The following is an 18,025-nucleotide window of genomic DNA, read 5'->3' as shown; positions in this document are numbered from 1 at the left end:
CCGCGCCACGTGCGGCGGGTCCTGCCCGGTCGGCCGTGCTGCGCGGCCCGACCTTGAACCGCTCCGGGAGATCCATTGGTGGTGCCTACGCGTTGGCTGCTCCTGTTCGGGATGCTGTGGCTGTGGCCGTCGCTGGTGGCGGCGCAGCCTGTACCGCCGACGCCGCGACAACTGACCGTGTTCGATGGCCTGCCGTCCAACACCGTCAACCGCATGGCCGAGGACGGCTACGGGTACCTGTGGCTGGCCACCAATGACGGGCTGGCGCGGTTCGACGGGCGCAACTACCGGATATGGCGCGCCGAAGATGGTCTGCGCGACAACCACGTATGGAGCGTGCACGTGGATGCGCGCAACCAGCTGTGGATCGGTACGGAGAACGCAGGCCTGGCGATGATGTCGGCAGACCGGCGCGAGCTGCGTTTCTTCGACCGCACCAGCAACCCGGTGATCGGCAGCAACACGATCTGGAGCCTGGCCTCCACCGGTGACGGTGCGCTGTGGTTCGGGACCTATGGCGGGGGGCTGCACCGGCTGGATCGCAACGGTGCGATCACCCGCTTCATGCCCGAGCCGGGCAATCCGCGCAGCCTGCCGGCGGACTCGATCTCGCACATGGCCACCACCCGCGATGGCAGCCTGTGGATCGGCACCAAGGCCGGTCTGGCGCGCTGGACCGGGCATGACTTTGAACGGGTGCCGGCATCGAAGCTGCCCACGCCGGTGGTCAACGGACTGACCGCCGAGCTGGACGGCAGCCTGTGGATCAGCACCAATGCCGGGGTGGTGGTGCGGCGCCCCGACGGTCGCTTCGAACCTGCGCCGTGGAAGGTGGGGGAGGGCGACCAGGTGCTGGGCATGATGCTGCGCGACGAGCAGGGCGGGCACTGGCTCGACACGCGCTCGGGACTCGGCCGGGCCTACCAGAACCAGTTCCAGCAGGTGCCGCTGTACAGCGCGGTTGCACGCGGCCAGGTCCGGCCCAACTGGACCGGCGCGTATGAAGACCGCGAGGGCGGCATCTGGCTGGCCAGCACCAACAGTGGCCTGTGGCACCTGCTGCCGCGCTGGTGGCAGTTCTCGGTGCTGTCGCGGCTGGAAGATGATCCCGCCTCGCTGCGCAACGGCTATGTGCTGGGCATGGCGCCGTCGTCCAACGGCGGGGTGTGGACGGTCGGCACGCATGGTGCGCTGGACCGTTTCGACCCGGTCACGGGCCGCGTTGAACAGCATCGCACCTGGGTGGACGGCTCGCAGTGGTTGCAGTCGGTGGTGGAAGACGCACGCGGCCAGGTGTGGATCGGTTCGCATGATGCGCTGCTGCGCTATGACCCAAGGGATGCCTCGTTGCGTCGCTGGGGGCGTGATGCGCCGGCGGATGCCGTGCTGGAAGGCGTGGTGGAAACGCTGGTGCTGTGCGATGGGGGAACGGTGTGGAGCCATGCGTCCGGTGGCCTGCAGCAGCGCGACCTGGACGGACGCGTGCTGCAGCAGATCGGGCCCGGCCAGGCCGGCCTGGCGGCAGGGCAGCTGGTGCAGGGCCTGATGTGCGGCCCGCAGGACGAACTGTGGCTGGCCACCAGCCAGGGCGTGATGCGGTGGGTATCCGCGCACGCGAACTTCGCGCCGATGCCCGGCGGCACCACGACCAGCATCCTTGCCATGGCGCGTGCCAACGACGACAGCGTCTGGGTGTCCGAGGAAGGGCGGCTGACCCGGTACCGCTGGAGCGGCGGCCGGCTGCAACGCCTGGCGCAGATCGGTGGGGCCGCCGGCTACCCGGAGCTGTCGGCGACGGGCCTGGTGGTCGACACACAGGACATCGTCTGGGCCGCCAGTGCGCGCGGCCTGATCCGGGTGAACACCAAACAGGACAGCGTGCGCCAGTACGGCGTGCGCGATGGCCTGCCGAGCCAGGAATTCCGCCGGGGCACGTTGATCCGGACCGCCAGTGGGCACATCGCCGGCGGTACCCCGGCCGGCGTGGTGCTGTTCGACCCGGACCAGGTGCGGCCGGCAACGCGGCGGGCGCCGCTGGTGATCGAGCGGGTGGAAGTGCGCCGTGGCGAACGCGTGCTCGACCTGACCCATCTGGCCCCGCTGGAGATCGCAGACGCCGATCGCGACCTGCGCATCGTGGCGCGGCTGTTGTCCTTCGCCGATTCGTCGTCCAACAGCTACCGCTACCGCCTGGCCGGCTACGACCCGGACTGGGTGGACGTCGGGCCCGGTGGCGAGCGCGTGTTCTCCAGCCTGCCGCCGGGGCGCTACCGGCTCGAAGTGCAGGCGCGCTCGGCCGACCTGGTCTGGTCGCGCGTGCAGGTCCTCGATTTCCGCGTGTTGCCACCCTGGTGGCGCAGCCTGTCCGGCCTGCTGGTGCTGACCTCCATCGCGCTGCTGCTGATGAGCCTGTTCGCGTGGCTGTACCGGCGTCGTCTGCAGCGTCGACATGCGTACCAGCTGGCGCTGCAGAAGCAGGAACTGGCCGAGCAGGCATCGGCGGCCAAGACCCGCTTCCTGGCCAACCTGGGCCACGAGGTGCGCACGCCGATGACCGGCGTGCTGGGCATGAGCGAACTGCTGCTGAGCTCGCCGTTGAGCCCGCAGCAGCGCAGCTATACCGAGTCCATCCGGCATGCCGGTGAGCACCTGCTGCACCTGGTGAACGATGCGCTGGACCTGGCACGGATCGAATCGGGGCGCCTGCAGCTGCAGACGCAGCCGTTCCCGCTGCAGGGATTGATCGACGATGTGTGCATGCTGATGGCGGCGCTGGCCGAGCAGAAGAAGCTTCGCTTCGTGGTCGACAACGCATTGCCACCCGGTATCTTCAGCGTGGGTGACGCGGTGCGGGTGCGGCAGATCCTGCTCAACCTGCTGGGCAATGCGGTGAAGTTCACCAGCCACGGCGAGGTGCGCCTCGCGGTGCGTGCGGCGTCGCCCGAGCGCGGGCTGTATTTCGAGGTGTCCGACACCGGGCCGGGCATCAGCAGCGACCAGCAGCAGCGGCTGTTCCGACGCTTCGAGCAGGCCGACGGTGCGCGAACCGCGGCGCAGTATGGTGGCAGTGGGCTGGGCCTGGCGATCTGCCGCGAACTGGCGCTGGCGATGCAGGGGCAGATCGGCGTGGAGAGCCAGTTGGGCGTGGGAACGCGTTTCAGCGTGAGCCTGCCGCTGCCGCTGCAGATGGCGGACGCGAGCGTGGGCGCGGCCGGTGTTTCCGAAGGGCAGCCGCTGCCGCCGCTGCGCATCCTGCTGGTCGAGGACGACGAGACGGTGGCGAGCGTGATCGTGGGCCTGCTGGGCGCGCGGGGGCATGAGGTGGTGCATGCCATGCATGCGCTGGCGGCATTGCGCGAAGTCAGTGATGCACCGTTCGACGTGGCGCTGCTCGACCTTGACCTGCCTGGACTGGGCGGGATGGAGCTCGCCGGGCACCTGCGCAACCAGGGCTATGACATGCCGTTGGTGGCCGTCACGGCGCGCACGGACCCGGGCATCGAACAGCAGGTGCGCGATGCCGGCCTGCAGGGCTTCCTGCGCAAGCCGGTGACCGGCGACCTGCTGGAGCAGGCAATCGCGCGGGTTCTGGTGGACGCGCGGTTGTAACGCATCGGACCGAAGGTCCGATGCCGTTCAATCCGGCCTTGGCCGGTTATTCCGCGACTTCCTCCACGTCCCGCGGGGAGGGGCGGGTGTCGGGGAGCTGCCAGAAGATGACGGTGGAGGTCAGGGTGATGGCGCCCACGCAGACGAAGGTGGCGTGCAGCGCGGCCGTCGCCCCGTGCAGGGTATCGAGGTGTTCGAAGGCGGCCAGCAGGCTGCCCGCGGCGGCGGCGCCGAAGCCGGTGGCCAGCATCATCACCATCGACAGCAGGCTGTTGCCCGAACTGGCGAAGTCGCGGTCAAGGTCGCGCAGGGTTACGGTGTTCATGACGGTGAACTGCAGCGAGTTGACCGCACCGAACACGGCCAGCTGGACCACGCGTACCCACAGCGGCTGGCCGGGCACCATGAAAATGAAGCTGGCCATGGCAAGGCCGACCAGCACGGTATTCACCATCAGCACACGGCGGTAGCCAAACCGCTCCACCAGCCTGACCGCGTAGCGCTTGGCCAGCATGCCGGCGGCGGCGACGGGGATCATGAGCAGCCCGGCATTCATCGGGCTCATGCCCATGCCCACCTGCAGCAGCAGCGGGATCAACAGCGGCATGGCACTGCTGCCGATGCGAGAGAACAGATTGCCGAGGATGCCGATGCGGTAGCTGGGCACGTGGAACAGGGCCAGCGAAAACAGCGGGGCGGTGGAGTTGGCCGCATGCAGCCAATAGCCGACCAGCGCGGCCAGGCCGGCCACGGTCATCAGCATGACCAGCGCGTGCGGGGTGGCCATGCCGGAGATGCCGTCCAGCGCGAGGGACAGCACCACCATGCCGAAGGCAAGCATCAGGTAGCCGGCCATGTCGAAGCGGGTGCGGTGTTCGGCGTAGTGGTCGGGCATGACCTTCACTGCGGCGATGTAGCCGATGACGCCGATCGGCAGGTTGATCAGGAATACCCAGTGCCAGGACGCCACTTCGACCAGCCAGCCACCGAGTGTGGGGCCGATCAGCGGGCCGATCAGGGCGGGGATGGCAATGAAGCTCATGGCGCGCAGGAACTGTTCGCGCGAGACCGATCGCATCACGGCCAGGCGGCCCACCGGCAGCAGCATGGCGCCACCCACACCCTGCAGGACGCGGGCGGCCACCAGCTGGTGCAGGGTCTGGGCGAGCGCGCAGGCGAGCGAGCCCAGCGTGAACAGGATGATGGCGGCAAGGAATGTCCGCCGCGTGCCGAAGCGGTCGGCGATCCAGCCGGAGGCCGGAATGAAGGTCGCCACCGCCAGCGCGTAGCTGAACACCACCGACTGCATCTGCAGCGGGCTCTCGCCGAGGCTGCGGGCCATGGCGGGAAGGGCGGTGTTGACGATCGTCGAATCCAGCATCTGCATGAAGATCGCCAGCGACACCAGCCACAACAGGGGCCGGAACGAGGCGTAGCTGGGCGTCGTCATCGTGTGCACCGTCATCAACGAGGTGCACATGATCGCAGAAGCAGGGCAACGTCCGGTGACGGACGCCCTGGACACGCATGGCTCGGTTACGTGCGCAGGATCATGGCGTTGACACGCATGGCGTGTCACTACGATCCTTGGTCGACCGGGTTGGGGGTCGAACGTTGATGTTTGGCAAGGTCCGGCCTTTCGATCAACGTCGGCTGTGGGCGTGCACCGCCTCCACCAGTACCTGCACGTGCTCGGGATTCATGTCCGGCGACATGCCATGGCCGAGGTTGAACACATGACCCTCGCGCGAGCCGCCGTTGCCCTGGGCGTAGCTGTCCAGCACCTTGCCCGCCGCGCGTTCGATCGCCTCCGGGTTGCCGTACAGCGTGGCCGGGTCAAGGTTGCCCTGCAGTGCGACGCGGCCGCCGGTGCGGGCCACCGCGTCGGCCAGGTCGAGGGTCCAGTCCACGCCCAGCGCATCGGCGCCGGTGTCGGCCAGGTCGGCCAGGTGCAGGCCGGTACCCTTGCCAAACAGGATCAGCGGGGTGCGCTGGTCGCCGTCGCCACGCTCAAGTTCGCGGGCGATGCGGGTCAGGTAGCGCAGCGAGAATTCGCGGTACATCGACGGGCTGAGCACGCCGCCCCAGGTGTCGAACACCTGCAGGACCTGGGCGCCGGCCGCGCGCTGCGCGGCGAGGTAGGCCACCACCGCATCGGTCACCACCGACAGCAGCTGGTGCAGCGCGGCCGGCTCGTTCAGCGCCATTGCCTTGATGCGGGCGAAGTCCTTGCTGCCGCCGCCTTCGACCATGTAGCAGGCCAGCGTCCACGGGCTGCCGGAAAAGCCGATCAGCGGCACGCGGCCATCCAGTTCGCGGCGGATCACGCGCACCGCGTCCATGACATAGCGCAGTTCGGTTTCCATGTCCGGCACGGCCAGCCGGGCGATCGCGGCGGTATCGCGCACCGGGTGACGGAACTTCGGACCCTCGCCCTCGACGAAGTACAGCTCCAGGCCCATCGCATCGGGAATGGTCAGGATGTCCGAGAACAGGATTGCCGCGTCCAGATCGAAGCGGCGCAGCGGCTGCAGCGTCACTTCGCAGGCAATGTCGGGATTCTTGGCCATGGCCAGGAAGCTGCCGGCCTTGGCGCGGGTGGCGCGGTACTCCGGCAGGTAGCGGCCGGCCTGGCGCATCAGCCAGATGGGGGTGCAGTCCACCGGTTCGCGGCGCAGGGCGCGCAGCAGGCGATCATGGCGGGAAGGGCTGGTCACGGGATGCTTCCTTGGAATCGGGTGGCGCAGGGCCGGGTGAGGGCGGGGCGCGGCGCGCGGTTCAGCGCGGCGGCACGCCACTGGTATAGGTGATCTGGTAGCCGCGTTTGAGTTCGGCATCGCGCGCCTTCTCGAACGCGCCCTGGGCCTGGTCGACCTGCAGGAACAGCTCGCGGCGAAGCTTGGACGCGCCGCCGAGCACCCCCGACTCGCGCAGCAGCTCCCAGCCACCGAACAGGTCCGGTTGCAGGGTCAGCTGGAGGTATCGGGCCGGATCGGCCCCGCCCGGGGATTGCTGCAGGAAGACGCGCATGCCGGCGATTGTAGCCGCGAACCGCGAACGTGGCCGTCACCACGCCGCTGGGCGGCTGCGGCCAACGGTCGCAGTTCAGCCCGCGCCGAGCACGCGCAGGACGTCGGCTTCGTCGACGTCAGCCACCACTTCGGCGCGGCCGATGCCCTGCCACAGCACCAGGCGCAGGCGGCCGGCCACGTTCTTCTTGTCCAGGCGCATCCGCGCCAGCAACGCCTCGGCGGACAAGCCGGCGGGAATCTCCACCGGCAGTTCATAGCGCAGCAGCAGCTCGCGCAGGCGGCGGGTATCGTCGTCGTGGCTCATGCCGAGCTGGGCCGACAGGCGCGCGGCCAGCACCATGCCGACCGCCACCGCTTCACCGTGGTTGAGGTTGTCGTTGTCCGGTGCACCGTAGCCCTGTTCGGTTTCGATGGCGTGGCCGAAGGTATGGCCCAGGTTCAACAACGCGCGCTCACCGCGTTCCAGTGGATCGCGCGCGACGATCTCGGCCTTGTGCTCGCAGCTGCGGGCGATGGCCTGGGCCAGTGCGGCATCGTCGCCGGCCAGCAGCGCAGCCTGTTCTGCCTGCAGCCATTGGAAGAAGAGCGGGTCGCGGATGGCACCGTACTTGATCACTTCGGCCAGGCCGGCACGCAGCTCGCGCGGCGGCAGGGTCCGCAGGGCCGCCGTATCGGCAATCACCGCACGCGGCGGATGGAAGGCGCCGACCAGGTTCTTGCCTTCGGGGATGTCCACGGCGGTCTTGCCGCCTACCGACGAGTCGACCATGGCCAGCAGCGAGGTCGGCAACTGCACGCAATCCACCCCGCGCATCCAGCAGGCGGCGGCAAACCCGGCCAGGTCGCCAACCACGCCGCCGCCGAGCGCCAGCACGCAGGCGTCGCGGGTGGCGCCCAGCGTGGCCAGCGCGGTGACTGCCGCGCCGAAATTGGCCAGGGTCTTGGACGCTTCGCCGGCGGGCAGCACCAGTTCGCCCACGTGCAGGTCGGGGCGCTCGCCGAGCAGTGCCTGTTTCACGCCGGCCAGGTACAGCGGCGCCACCGAGGTGTCGCTGAGCAGCAGCACGTGGCGGCCGCGCACGTGACGCGCCAGCAGGTCGCCGCGGGCGAGCAGGCCCGGGCCGATGTGGATGGTGTACGGCGTTTCGCCGCCGACGGCGACGGTGCGGGGGGCGGATGTCATGCGGAAGTGTCCAGTCGCTGCCACTGCGCGGCCAGGCGCAGTACCAGCTGCGCGGTGGCCTCGGCGGGCGTGTAGAGATCGGTGTCGAGGGTGAGGTCGGCCAGGCCATGGTAGAGCGGGTCGCGGGCCGCGGCCATGTCGTGCAGCACCGCCTCGCGGTCGGGGCGTTGCAGCAGGGGGCGGCCACGGTCGCGGGCCAGCCGCTCCAGCTGCGCCGGCACGCTCACCCGCAGGTACACCACGAAGCCGCGGCGCGCGATGGCCTCGCGGTTGCCGGCGTCCAGTACCGCACCGCCGCCCGTGGAAATCAGCTGGCCGGTGCCGGCGAGCAGGTCCTGCAGCACCTCACGCTCGTGCTGGCGGAAGCCGGCCTCCCCCGAGTGCTCGAAGATGGCCGGGATGCTTGCACCGGTCGCGTCGACGATGGCCTGGTCGGCATCGACGAAGGCCAGGGTGAAGCGCTCGGCCAGGCGGCGCCCGATGCAGGTTTTGCCGGCGCCCATCGGGCCGATCAGGATCAGATTCGGAGCGGGATTCATTACCCGCGATGCTAACACCTCCGTGTCGGCCTCTTTACGCGCGCACGCGCAGGATGGGCCGGCGCGGAATGTCCCGCGCGCACCCGGAGCATCCCAATGTCGGTAGCCAAGATCATCGAGATCAACGCCTCGTCCTCCACCAGTGTCGAAGACGCCGTGCGCAGCGGGCTGAAGAAGGTGTCCGAAACGGTCAAGGGCATCCAGGGCGCCTGGATCAACGAGACCAAGGTCGTCACCGATGGGGAGGGCAACATCACGGAGTGGCGTGTCAACCTGCGCGTGACCTTCCTGGTCGGTTGAGCACGCCGCCACCGGCGTCAGCCGGGAGGCGGCAGCACACGGCGCTGTTCGTCCAGCACCACGATCCGGTCGGCCAGGGCGGGCAACGTGCGCAGCGCCTGCCGGCTGACCCGTTCGTAGTACTGCACGAACCGTTCCAGCTGGGCGCGGCTCATGCTGCTGCGCCCGGGCTGGGCGGCCTGGAGGTGCTGTTCCTGTTGCCAGCGCCAGCGCGGCACCACGGCGAAATCCGGTGGCTGCAGGAACCACAGCCGGTCGCAGCGCTGCCACAGCGCGGGATAGCGTTCGGCCAGCGCCTGGTTGCACCAGTGCCGCCAGCGCCCATCCGCATCGGCCTCGCGCTCAAGCGCGTTGAGGGGGGTGTCAAGTTCACCCTGCGCCTGCGCCGGCGTCCCCAGGAACCAGCCCTCGAAGACCAGCAGGTCCAGCCCATGGTCCAGCACCTGCCAGTCCGCCTCGGGCACGCGTTCGTCGGCCAGCTTGTCGAAGCGCGGCAGCGCCACCGGCTGCCGCGCGGCGATGGCATCCAGGGTGGCATGGGCAAGCGGCAGGTCATGGGTGCCGGGCGGCCCGCGGGTGAGCAGGAGCGGGTTGACCTGGCGCGCGAGCCGCTGGCGGTCGGCGCGGGTCAGGTAGACGTCGTCGATGGACAGGGCCGCGGCGCGCAGCCCGCGCTGCTTCGCCAGCGTGACCACCTGGGCGGCCAGCGTCGATTTGCCGCTCCCCTGCAGGCCGCTGATCGCCAATACTGGCACCTTGCCCGCCGTGGCGAGCGCATCGTCCAGCGCCTGCGCGACGAGTGATTCCGGGAAGCCCTTGTTGCGGGCCATGTACGCGGCAACAGACATGCGGTGACAATAAACCAAACCGAGCAGCAAGAAACCACTCATGACCGATCTTTACGCTGAAGCGCTGTCGACCTTTACCGGCCTCTTCGAGGAAGCACGGGCCAGTGCCGAAATCGAACCCAACGCGATGACCGTGGCAACCGCCGATGCGACGGGACGGCCCTCCGCGCGCACCGTGCTGCTCAAGTCATACGACGAACGGGGCTTCGTGTTCTACACCCACCTGGACAGCCACAAGGGGCGCGAACTGCAGGAAAATCGGCATGCGGCCCTGCTGTTCCTCTGGCGCAGTCTGCGTGAAGCGGGTATCCAGGTGCGCATCGAGGGCGCCGTCGAACAGGTCGACGACGCCGAGGCGGACGCCTACTTCGCATCGCGTCCGCGCATGAGCCAGATCGGGGCATGGGCTTCGCTGCAGTCACGCACCTTGTCCTCACGCGAGGAATTCGATACCCGCGTGGCCACCGCCGAGGCCAGCTTTGCCGGCCGCGACGTGCCCCGTCCGGCCGGTTGGAGCGGGCTGCGCGTGGTGCCGCGCCGCATCGAGTTCTGGTACGGCGCGCAGTTCCGCCTGCATGAGCGCTGGTGCTACGAGAGCGACGCCGACGGCCAGTGGAGCAAGCGGCTGCTGTTCCCCTGATCGGGGCGTGGCTCAGGCATGCGATGCGGTCGACAGCGTCAGTTCTCCCAGCAGGGGGGAGGCGGCCTTGCGCAGCTGCGTGCCCTTGCCCATGGCCTCGAACAGTTCAAACAACTGCGTGTGCCGGATCGCGGTGTCGGCAGGGCGTTCAAATCCCGCCAGCATGGCATCTGCCTCCACGGTGCTCACCTCAGCCTGTTTCAACCAGTAACGTGCCTCCTGGGTGGGCGCTGAACCGGGCAGGGCCAATGCCTTCCCGAGCCGTGCCAGGTCCGGCCCGTTTGATGTCAGCAGTACGTCCCAGGTATCGACGTTGCTGCGCACCTTCGTGCACAGTGACTGGTAGCGCAGCAGGATCCCATCGAGACTGCTGGCGGGCAGCGTTTCCCGGCGCGTATGCGTGCTGGCCACCTCGTAGGCCACGCCCAGGTTGGCCGCGACGCCCGGGGCGAGCGGCACTGGCACCTTCACCCCTGCGCGGCGTGCATTCCCGGTGTTGACCCGGACGCTCTGCAGATGGAAGCCGCGTGCCGCTTCGGGCCGCTCCACGTCGCGCTGGAGGTCCGACCTGAAGAAGCGCAGCTGGTATTGCGCGGTGCCGTTGACCGCCAGCGTCGGTGACAGCGACGACAGCAGTTCCTGGGCCGGCAGGGGTTCCCAGGATGACGGCCACTGACGCTGCACCTCGGCGATGATCGCGCCCGGCTCGGCACCGGCCTGCAGCCCCAGGGTCAGCACTACATAGGTGCCAGCGCGCAGCGGATCCGGATCTTCGCGCACGCTCCTCGCCACCGACGCGGTGGCGCCGAGGCTGCCTGGCAACGCGGCGGCCGAAACATCCAGTGCCAAGCTCAGCGTGGCGACCCGCTGGGTCATCTCACGGAAGCCGTGCGTGGCCTGGTGCACCTGGCGGGCGTCGTGTGGCAGCTGCGTGTCGTGGATACGGGTGGCCAGCGCCTGTACGGCGTCCTGAAGGTCGCTCCATGCCGCCGAGTCAGCCCCGCTGCAGGGAGAGGGTACCGATTGCAGCCACGCCAGCGTGTCGAGCATGCCGATCATCACCGGTTCGTTCGCCGCCGTCGCGCTGCCCCAGTCACGGCGCAGGGAGGCCAGTATCGGCCGGGCCTGTCCCGGGGCGACCAGCGCGTGGCGTCCCAGTGCCTCGACGTGGTCGAATTCGCTGCGTAGCTGGTCTACCGCTGCCCTGCGCAGCGGAAGCGCGTCGTCGTTGGCTGCCGCTGCGCGCAGGCCCCGGACCAGCGCCAGTGTCGGTGACCCCGCCCGTGGGGTGGAAAGCAATGCCGCAATGCGTGTATCCAGCGCCTTGCGGATGGCAGGTTCACCGCTCGGCGCCATGCCGCTGCCGTTGCGCTCGGTCAGGCGGGTGGGGAGTGCGGCGATGAAGGTGTCTTTCTTCGCCTCGCCGGTCACCCGCAGCGCGCCGGCGCCGAAACCAACGTTGGCGGTCAGCGATCCCTTGAAGCCGCTCACCTTGGCCTGGATCGGCACGGGTGCGTGGGCGCTGAACGCGAGCGTGCGCCCGCTGTCCGCATGGCCAAGCAGCATGGCGACCTGGCTCTGCACCGCCAACGCCCGGCTGGTGCGCTCGGCGTATCGGTCGCGGCGCGGGCCGAAGGCCTCCTTGACTGCGCGCAGCAACCGGTTTCCGCCGAGCCTGCGCTCGGTGGATGCATGCGCCAGAGCCTCCACGTGCGTGCGCATGGAGGTGGCGATGTCCGCATGGCCGCTTCTGTACTCAGCGGACGCGCCCGCTCCCGTGCCGACGCCGTCGGCAATGCCGACCTGCACGGAAAGGTCAGCCTGCATGGCGCGGGTGCGGAGGGTTGCCACCGTCAGGTCTTCGCCGGTGGAGAGGGTGGTTTCATGTTGCCCACGTGCCTCGATGCGCGCTTCCACCGCTCCCTGCATGCCGAACCCTGCGCCGCCGCTGACCGTGGTGGTGCTGCGGGTCTGCGAGCCGGGCAGGGCGTAGTCCATCTGGGCGTTGCGATGCCGGGTGATCTGGGACTGCAGCAGCAGTTCCGCATCGGCGGCGCGAGCCAGCACCTGCAACGTCTGGCACAGCATCCGGTGCCGCTGCCGTTCTTGTGGCGTCATCTCAACGGCCGCGCGTGACGCTTTCAGTGTCCGCAGCAGGGTGCGCAGCGCATCGCGGGTCAGCGGCTTCGCCCCGGTCGGGTCCAGCGTGGCCGCAGCGCGGCGGAAGCGCCCCGAGTCGAGTGCGGCCAGCTGTGCCAGCAAGCCATGCATCTGCGCGACATTGACGTCGACGACATCGTCGTTGGCCGCTGGCGGCAGGATCGGGCTGGACGCCGACGGCATGTTGGCAGCGGCCTGGATGGGCTGAGGGGCGACATGCAGGTACGTCAGGTCCAGCGCCTCAATGCGGTGGCTCCTGGGTGATGGCGGCATCGTCGCGGGCGCCTTCGCGGACGCGTTGATCACCCCGCTGAGTGGCAGCGAAGTGCACCGGGCCGGTGGCGCGGTGTGTTCGCGCGACGCATTGTGCCCGTTATGGGACCTGCGGGTCCTGATGGTGGATGGGGTCACGTGTGGCTCCTGAAAGGTGTGGTGCCGGAACAGGCGCGCCGGGGCGCGGCTGGCCCAGGTCAGTAGGGGGCGTTGGCGGCATCCAGGTCCGGCATCTGCAGCAGCCGTGGTTGCGTCAGCCGCAGTGGCGGGCAAGGTGCCGCGCAGGTGGAAGGCGCCTGCCGATGGTGGGCGCTGTCGTTGATCGCCGCGCGACTGACCTGCAAGGCGGAATCAGCCGCAGGCGGCAGGCACGGGTGTGTTTCGGAAGGCATGAAGCGGTCTCGACGAGGGAATGGGGAGCAGCAGCGCAGGCCGGTGCCCGATCCAAACTACGGAGGCGGGGTGGTGTAATGAAATTTCGTCGACGGGCGCAGATTCATTCGCCGTTTCGATGGCTGAACGTCCCATCGGCTGGCTCACTGGATTTGATTGACGGTTGCTATGGAGTTACGGGCGCGAGGGCATCGCAGCGGCGCAACATCGCCGGTGGCCCCGCGCTGGGCGGGGCGTTGATGAACGCGGCGGTGCCTGCTCGACACCTCCGCTCCTTGGTGCGGCCCGCGCGGAGCGTCGGTTTCAGCCTTTGGCGCGCGCGACCGGGGCGGGCGAGGTGAGTTGGGCGTGCCCTACCAGTGGCGAGGCGGCCTTGACGCGCTTGACGGCCGTCAACAGCCGTTGGAACAGCGCGTGCACCTGTTCACGCCGGGCGTCCACGTCGTGGTCCGGGCACCTTGCATCCCATGCGGGTGCGGGTGTGCCGCTTGCCGAAGCCGGAGACACGTCGTCGGCAGATGCCCCGCGGTGGAGCCAATAGCGGGCCTCCTGTGCGGGTACCGATGCAGGAGTGGCCAGTGCGTCGGCCAACCGATCAAGGTCGGCACCGTGCGACGCGACCAGCTGCGCCCACGTTTCTGCAGGGGCCTGGTCGTCCGCGCACAGCGACTGGTAGCGCAGCAGCAGGCCGGTCAGTGTGCCGGCACAGAGCTGCTCATGCCGCGTCCGCTGCGCAGTGCGTGCATGCGTCATGGCGATGGACGATGACACGCCGGCCATCAGCGGCACAGGCACCTTCACTGCCAGTGCCTGGGCGGTGCCAGTGCCCAGCCGGATGGCCTGCAGGTGGGCTCCTCTGGCCTCCTCGGGAAAACCGGGCCCGGTCTGGAAGCTGGGCTTGAAGAAGCGCACCAGTACGTTGACGCTGCCGCTCACCGTCATGCTTCCTGCGATCGGTGCCAGCAGGCGCTGCGGCTCGTCCAGCGACAGCCCGCCCCACTCGGCTGGCAGGCGCTTCTGCACCTCGGCCAGCACGCCGGCGATGTTGGTCGAAAGCTGGGCGGTAAACGCGATCTCCAGGTACGTGCCGTCGCGGAGCGGGTTAGGGTCATCGCGTTCGTGCTGGGCCAGTGACACCTGCGCCGAGACGCCGGCCGCCAGAAGTTCGGTGGTGACGTCGAGGGTGCCCCGGCGTGTGGTGATGCGCTGGGTCATGTCGCGGAAGGCGTGTGTGGCATGGTGCACGTCGCTGCGGTTGTGCGGGATCTGGCTGCCGTGGAGGGTCGTGGCGACCGCCTGCGCACGCTTCTGCAGTTCTGTCCACGTCGGCAACGCGGCCTCATCACCCAGCGGCGGCTCCGGTACCGCCTGCAGCCAGGCCAGCGTGTCCAGCATGTTGATCATGACCGCTTCGCAGGTCGCTGACGGGCAGCCCCAGTCCCGGGCCAGCGACGCCATCGGGGCGCGCGCCTGCGCAGGCGCCTTGAGTGCATGGCGGGCAAGGGCTTCCAGATGGTGAAACTCGGCTGCCACCTGCGCCACCGCAGCCAACCGCGCGTCCAGGCTTGACGGCAGCACGTCATCCCCCATGTCCCGGAGTCTGCCCAGCGCGGTTGAACGTTGCGGCGGCGCCGCGTCGAGCAACGCCTCCACGCGTGCCTTCACTGCGGATCGCACGCTGGGATCGGCGGTCGCCGGGCGTCCGTTCTCATCCAGTTCGGTCAGTCGGACCGGCAGCGCGGTATGGAATGCGGTCCGGCTCAACTGTCCCGACAGTGAGACGCTGCCGACACCGTAGCGGGCGCGTGCGGTGGCCGTGCCGACAGTGGTGCTCAGCTCGGCCAACAGCACGTCCGGCGCACGCGGTGCGAAGGTCAGGCCGCAGGCCGGCAGTGCGGCATCCAGCAGGGCGGCATCCAGCAGGGCGGCATCCGCCGGCCGGAGTGCACCCGGTTGGCTGTCCTGCACCCGGCTGTCGCGCACGGCGGGAGAGAGCAGCCGGTGTACATTCGGCTGCCATTGCTGCGCCCGGCTGATGCGTTCGGCGTAGCGATCACGCCGGTGGCCGGTGAGCCGCTTCAATCCGCGCAGCACGGCGCTTCCTCCGAGGCGGCGGGCGAGCGAGGCGCGCGCCAGTCCGTGAATGTGGTTGCGCATGCTGATGTCGATGATCGCGTTGCCACGCGTGTACGCCCCTCCGACGCTGCATTCAGCGCCCGGCGAGGCCTGCAGGCCGACGCCGGCCGAGAGTGTGCCGTTGAGTGTGGTGGTGTGTACGACGGCAATGGCGAGGTCGTCGAACGTGGCGGTGCTGTTCTCCCGTTGACCGCCGAGTGTGGCCCCCGCCTCGGCGGCAAACGGCAGGCCGATCGCCGCACCCACCGCGCCACTGCTGGCGCTGCCGCGCTGCGCGCCCGGCAGTGCATTGGCCTGCTGCTTCCGCGTATGACGCTCGATCTGCGCATGCAGCATCTGCTCCGCGCGCAAGGCACGCAGCAGGTCGAACAGTGCAGCGTGAAGCATGTGCTGGTCTGGCGGCAGTGCTCGGTCCGACGGCAGCGGTCCGATGGCACGCAGCAGCGCCTCGACCTGTGCCCTGTCAAGCGCGGCGGGCGCGGCCGATGTTGCCGCGCGCACGGTCCCGGCAACGTGCACTGCCCGGTACGTACGGAGTTCCTTGAGCAGCGCATGGATCTGTGCTGTCAGCACGTCCCGTGCATTGGCGGGCACTGGCCCGTCAAGTTCCGGTGCCGGTGCCGGTGCCGGGTCCGGCGGGCAGGGAGGCTGTCCGGGCTGCTCGCCGTTGGCAATGCGGGTGCACCGCAGCCGGGCAGACCTGGTGCCGGCCGGGCGCGGGTTGGGCGCGGCGCGCAGCGGTCGATACGACAGAAGAACAATGGCCTTGGCGATGGCTGGGCACATCTGGAATTCCTTGGGTTGGGACGAGCATCGCAGGGCGGCATGACCGGCCTGCGTGTCCGAACCTACGACGCTGGAACGTCTGTGCTGGACGGTGCCTGCTCTGGATTCATGTCCAGTTGAAACTGCTGACTACGGAACCCGTGACCACGGACTTTCGTTTGCGGCATTCGACTGCGGCCAATCTTTCGAAAGGGCCGGCGGCGGCGGCGACCACGCTGCGGCGACCGGCGTCCGACGAGAGATGAAACAGGTTGGTACGGACAAAACGGGTCGTCTTGCGCGCGTTTCCCCTGACACGGCACGTCGGCACGCCTGGACGGGGTCCGCTCTCCTTCAATCACGCCCCGGCGGCCGCAGCGTCGGCGACGTGGGCATGCATTGAATGGCCATCGCGGGAGAGGAGAGTGCGGTCCGGCGTCGGAAATGAACCGCGTAGCGCAACGCAAGGCACGACGCGGGCCGATCTGCCCGGATCAGTCGTTGCGCAACCAGCGCCACAAGGTGGTACGCGAGATGCCCAGTTGGGCGCAGAGCTGTTCGCGGTTGCCACCGCATTCGGCGAGCAGGTGCTGGAGCGCTTCACCGCCGGGATGCTGCGGCGGGCGGTGAAGCGCGTGGTCGCGTGCCGCGCGTTGTGACGTGGGCGGTGCCGGCAGTGCCTCGAGCTCGGGTACCCACTGCAGCAGTGCCGACAAAGGCAGCGGGCCGGCCTGTGGTGGCCAATGGATGCGAAGGCGGTCCACGAGGTTGCGCAGCTCACGCACGTTGCCCGGCCACGCGTACCCGCACAGGCGCTGGGTGGCGGCCGTGTCCAGCGGCGAAGGGCGCTGGCCGAGCTGCTGGAAGAAGTGCGCGAGCAGCTGCGGAACGTCCTGTTGGCGCTCGCGCAGGGTCGGCAACGCAATGCGCAGCGCGGCCAGGCGGTAGTACAGATCGCGCCGGAACCGCTGCGCCTCCACCAGCGACTCCAGCGCCTGCAGCGTGGCGGCGACCACGCGTACGTCGACCGCCGTCGGCTCGGTCGCACCGACGCGCAGGACTTCGCGTTCCTCCAGCACCCGCAGCAGGCGGGTCTGCAACGGCAGCGGCAGCTCGCCGATCTCATCCAGGAACAGGGTGCCACCATCGGCGGCCTCGACCAGGCCCACCCGACCGCCGCGACGCGCGCCGGTGAAGGCGCCCTCGTTGTAGCCGAACAGCTCCGCTTCCAGCAGTGATTCACTGATGGCCCCGCAGTTGAGCGCGACGAAGCGGCCCTGGCGGCCACTGTCTGCGTGCAGCTGGCGTGCGACCAGTTCCTTGCCGGTGCCGGTCGCGCCGGTGATCAGCACGGTGCTGTCGTGCGGCGCATACAGCGCGATGCGCTCGCGCACCTGCTGCATGGCCGGGCTGTCGCCCAGCAGCCTGCGGTCGGCATCGTTGCGGCGGCCGGGACTGCGGCGACGCGGTAACGGCGCGCCGGAACGGGCCAGGGTCTGGGTCAGCTCCAGCGCATGCTCAAAGGCCTGTCGCACCGAGTCGGCCGAATACAGCAGCACCCCGGGCAGGCCGACCTGCTCGGCATGGTCGATGGCCATGCCGGTGCCGACGATCACCTCGATGCCGTTGGCACGCATGTCCGCGATGCAGTCGCGGGCGTCTTCGCGGGTGACGAAGCGGCGGTGCTCGATGTCCAGTCCGAAGCTGTGCTGGAAGCTGCCGAAGGTGGGCACATCGGTGGCGTGGGTGACCAGCCCGATCCGCGGCGCGATGCGGCGTGCACGGGCCAGCGCCTCCATCAGGTCGAAGCCGTTGGCCTGGATCGGCACCAGCGGCACCTCCAGCCGGCTGCGCAGGTAGGCCGCGTTCGAGCCGCCGGCGATGACCACATCGCAGTGCTCGCGGCGCAGCCGCTGGCCGATCACGTCCACCGCTTCCTCGAAGCCCAGGTTGATCGGCACGATCCGTGCGCGGCGATCGAATTCCGGGATCACATCGCCGAGCAGGCCGGTGAGCCGGGACACGCTCACCGTCCAGATCACCGGCAGGTGGCCCGGCTCCGGATCGGACAGGCGGGGGCGGGCGCGGGGCAGGCTGGTCGACATGGCTGTGTTTCAGCGTTTCAGTTGCATCCATGTTACATGTGT

At 69.2% G+C, this 18,025-nt stretch carries 12 protein-coding genes; 3 read left to right on the top strand and 9 right to left on the bottom strand.

The features are described from left to right. The first annotated feature begins 111 nt into the window (after positions 1-111). Positions 112-3,609 (top strand): hybrid sensor histidine kinase/response regulator, encoded by a 3,498-nt coding sequence (locus AC3ITN_RS14485; RefSeq protein WP_489392940.1) that lies wholly within the window; start codon positions 112-114, stop codon positions 3,607-3,609. A 46-nt stretch (positions 3,610-3,655) separates the two neighbouring features. Here AC3ITN_RS14485 and mdtD read toward each other — a convergent pair whose 3' ends face one another. The 5 genes from mdtD to AC3ITN_RS14460 all read right to left on the bottom strand — a co-directional run bounded on the left by mdtD (position 3,656) and on the right by AC3ITN_RS14460 (position 8,363). Further along, complete coding sequence (gene mdtD / locus AC3ITN_RS14480) at positions 3,656-5,059, bottom strand: multidrug transporter subunit MdtD (RefSeq protein ID WP_313346805.1); 1,404 nt, start codon at positions 5,057-5,059, stop codon at positions 3,656-3,658. A gap of 193 nt (positions 5,060-5,252) precedes the next feature. After that, a complete protein-coding gene (hemE, locus tag AC3ITN_RS14475) occupies positions 5,253-6,326 on the bottom strand; it encodes a uroporphyrinogen decarboxylase (protein WP_489390950.1) in 1,074 nt (357 codons plus the stop codon). A gap of 61 nt (positions 6,327-6,387) precedes the next feature. Then, the gene (locus AC3ITN_RS14470; protein ID WP_313346811.1) at positions 6,388-6,639 is read right to left on the bottom strand and encodes a WGR domain-containing protein; all 252 of its coding nucleotides are present in this window, start codon (positions 6,637-6,639) and stop codon (positions 6,388-6,390) included. Positions 6,640-6,714: 75 nt separating this feature from the next. Next, positions 6,715-7,824, bottom strand: coding sequence for a 3-dehydroquinate synthase (gene aroB / locus AC3ITN_RS14465; protein WP_313346813.1), 1,110 nt, complete (start codon positions 7,822-7,824; stop codon positions 6,715-6,717). Then, a complete protein-coding gene (locus tag AC3ITN_RS14460; RefSeq protein WP_489390949.1) occupies positions 7,821-8,363 on the bottom strand; it encodes a shikimate kinase in 543 nt (180 codons plus the stop codon). The genes aroB and AC3ITN_RS14460 overlap by 4 nt, the downstream gene beginning before the upstream one ends. A 96-nt stretch (positions 8,364-8,459) precedes the next feature. Here AC3ITN_RS14460 and AC3ITN_RS14455 point away from each other — a divergent pair, with 96 nt between their 5' ends. Next, positions 8,460-8,663: a dodecin family protein gene (locus AC3ITN_RS14455; protein WP_313342914.1), complete on the top strand. Its 204-nt coding sequence runs from the start codon at positions 8,460-8,462 to the stop codon at positions 8,661-8,663. A gap of 17 nt (positions 8,664-8,680) precedes the next feature. Here the strand turns inward: AC3ITN_RS14455 and AC3ITN_RS14450 are convergent, their stop codons facing one another. Further along, positions 8,681-9,511 (bottom strand): kinase, encoded by an 831-nt coding sequence (locus tag AC3ITN_RS14450; protein WP_489390948.1) that lies wholly within the window; start codon positions 9,509-9,511, stop codon positions 8,681-8,683. Positions 9,512-9,551: 40 nt separating this feature from the next. On the opposite strand from AC3ITN_RS14450, the gene pdxH reads away from it, so the two are divergent. Then, positions 9,552-10,151 carry a pyridoxamine 5'-phosphate oxidase gene (gene pdxH, locus AC3ITN_RS14445; protein ID WP_489390947.1) on the top strand — a complete coding sequence of 200 codons (600 nt, stop codon included), beginning with the start codon at positions 9,552-9,554 and terminating at the stop codon, positions 10,149-10,151. A gap of 12 nt (positions 10,152-10,163) precedes the next feature. On the opposite strand, the gene AC3ITN_RS14440 is transcribed toward pdxH, so the two are convergent. From AC3ITN_RS14440 to prpR, 3 genes are all read right to left on the bottom strand, one after another. Further along, on the bottom strand, positions 10,164-12,584 hold the full coding sequence (locus AC3ITN_RS14440) for a hypothetical protein (protein WP_489390946.1): 2,421 nt from the start codon (positions 12,582-12,584) through the stop codon (positions 10,164-10,166). A 696-nt stretch (positions 12,585-13,280) separates the two neighbouring features. Further along, on the bottom strand, positions 13,281-15,899 hold the full coding sequence (locus AC3ITN_RS14435) for a hypothetical protein (RefSeq protein ID WP_489390945.1): 2,619 nt from the start codon (positions 15,897-15,899) through the stop codon (positions 13,281-13,283). 473 nt (positions 15,900-16,372) lie between these two features. Continuing rightward, positions 16,373-17,983 carry a propionate catabolism operon regulatory protein PrpR gene (gene prpR / locus AC3ITN_RS14430; RefSeq protein WP_489390944.1) on the bottom strand — a complete coding sequence of 537 codons (1,611 nt, stop codon included), beginning with the start codon at positions 17,981-17,983 and terminating at the stop codon, positions 16,373-16,375. Positions 17,984-18,025: the final 42 nt, after the last annotated feature.

The organism is Stenotrophomonas sp. KH_036_B (genome assembly GCF_057839485.1).
Note: the sequence above shows the minus strand (reverse complement) of the source record. Positions and strands in the feature narration are given on the sequence as shown.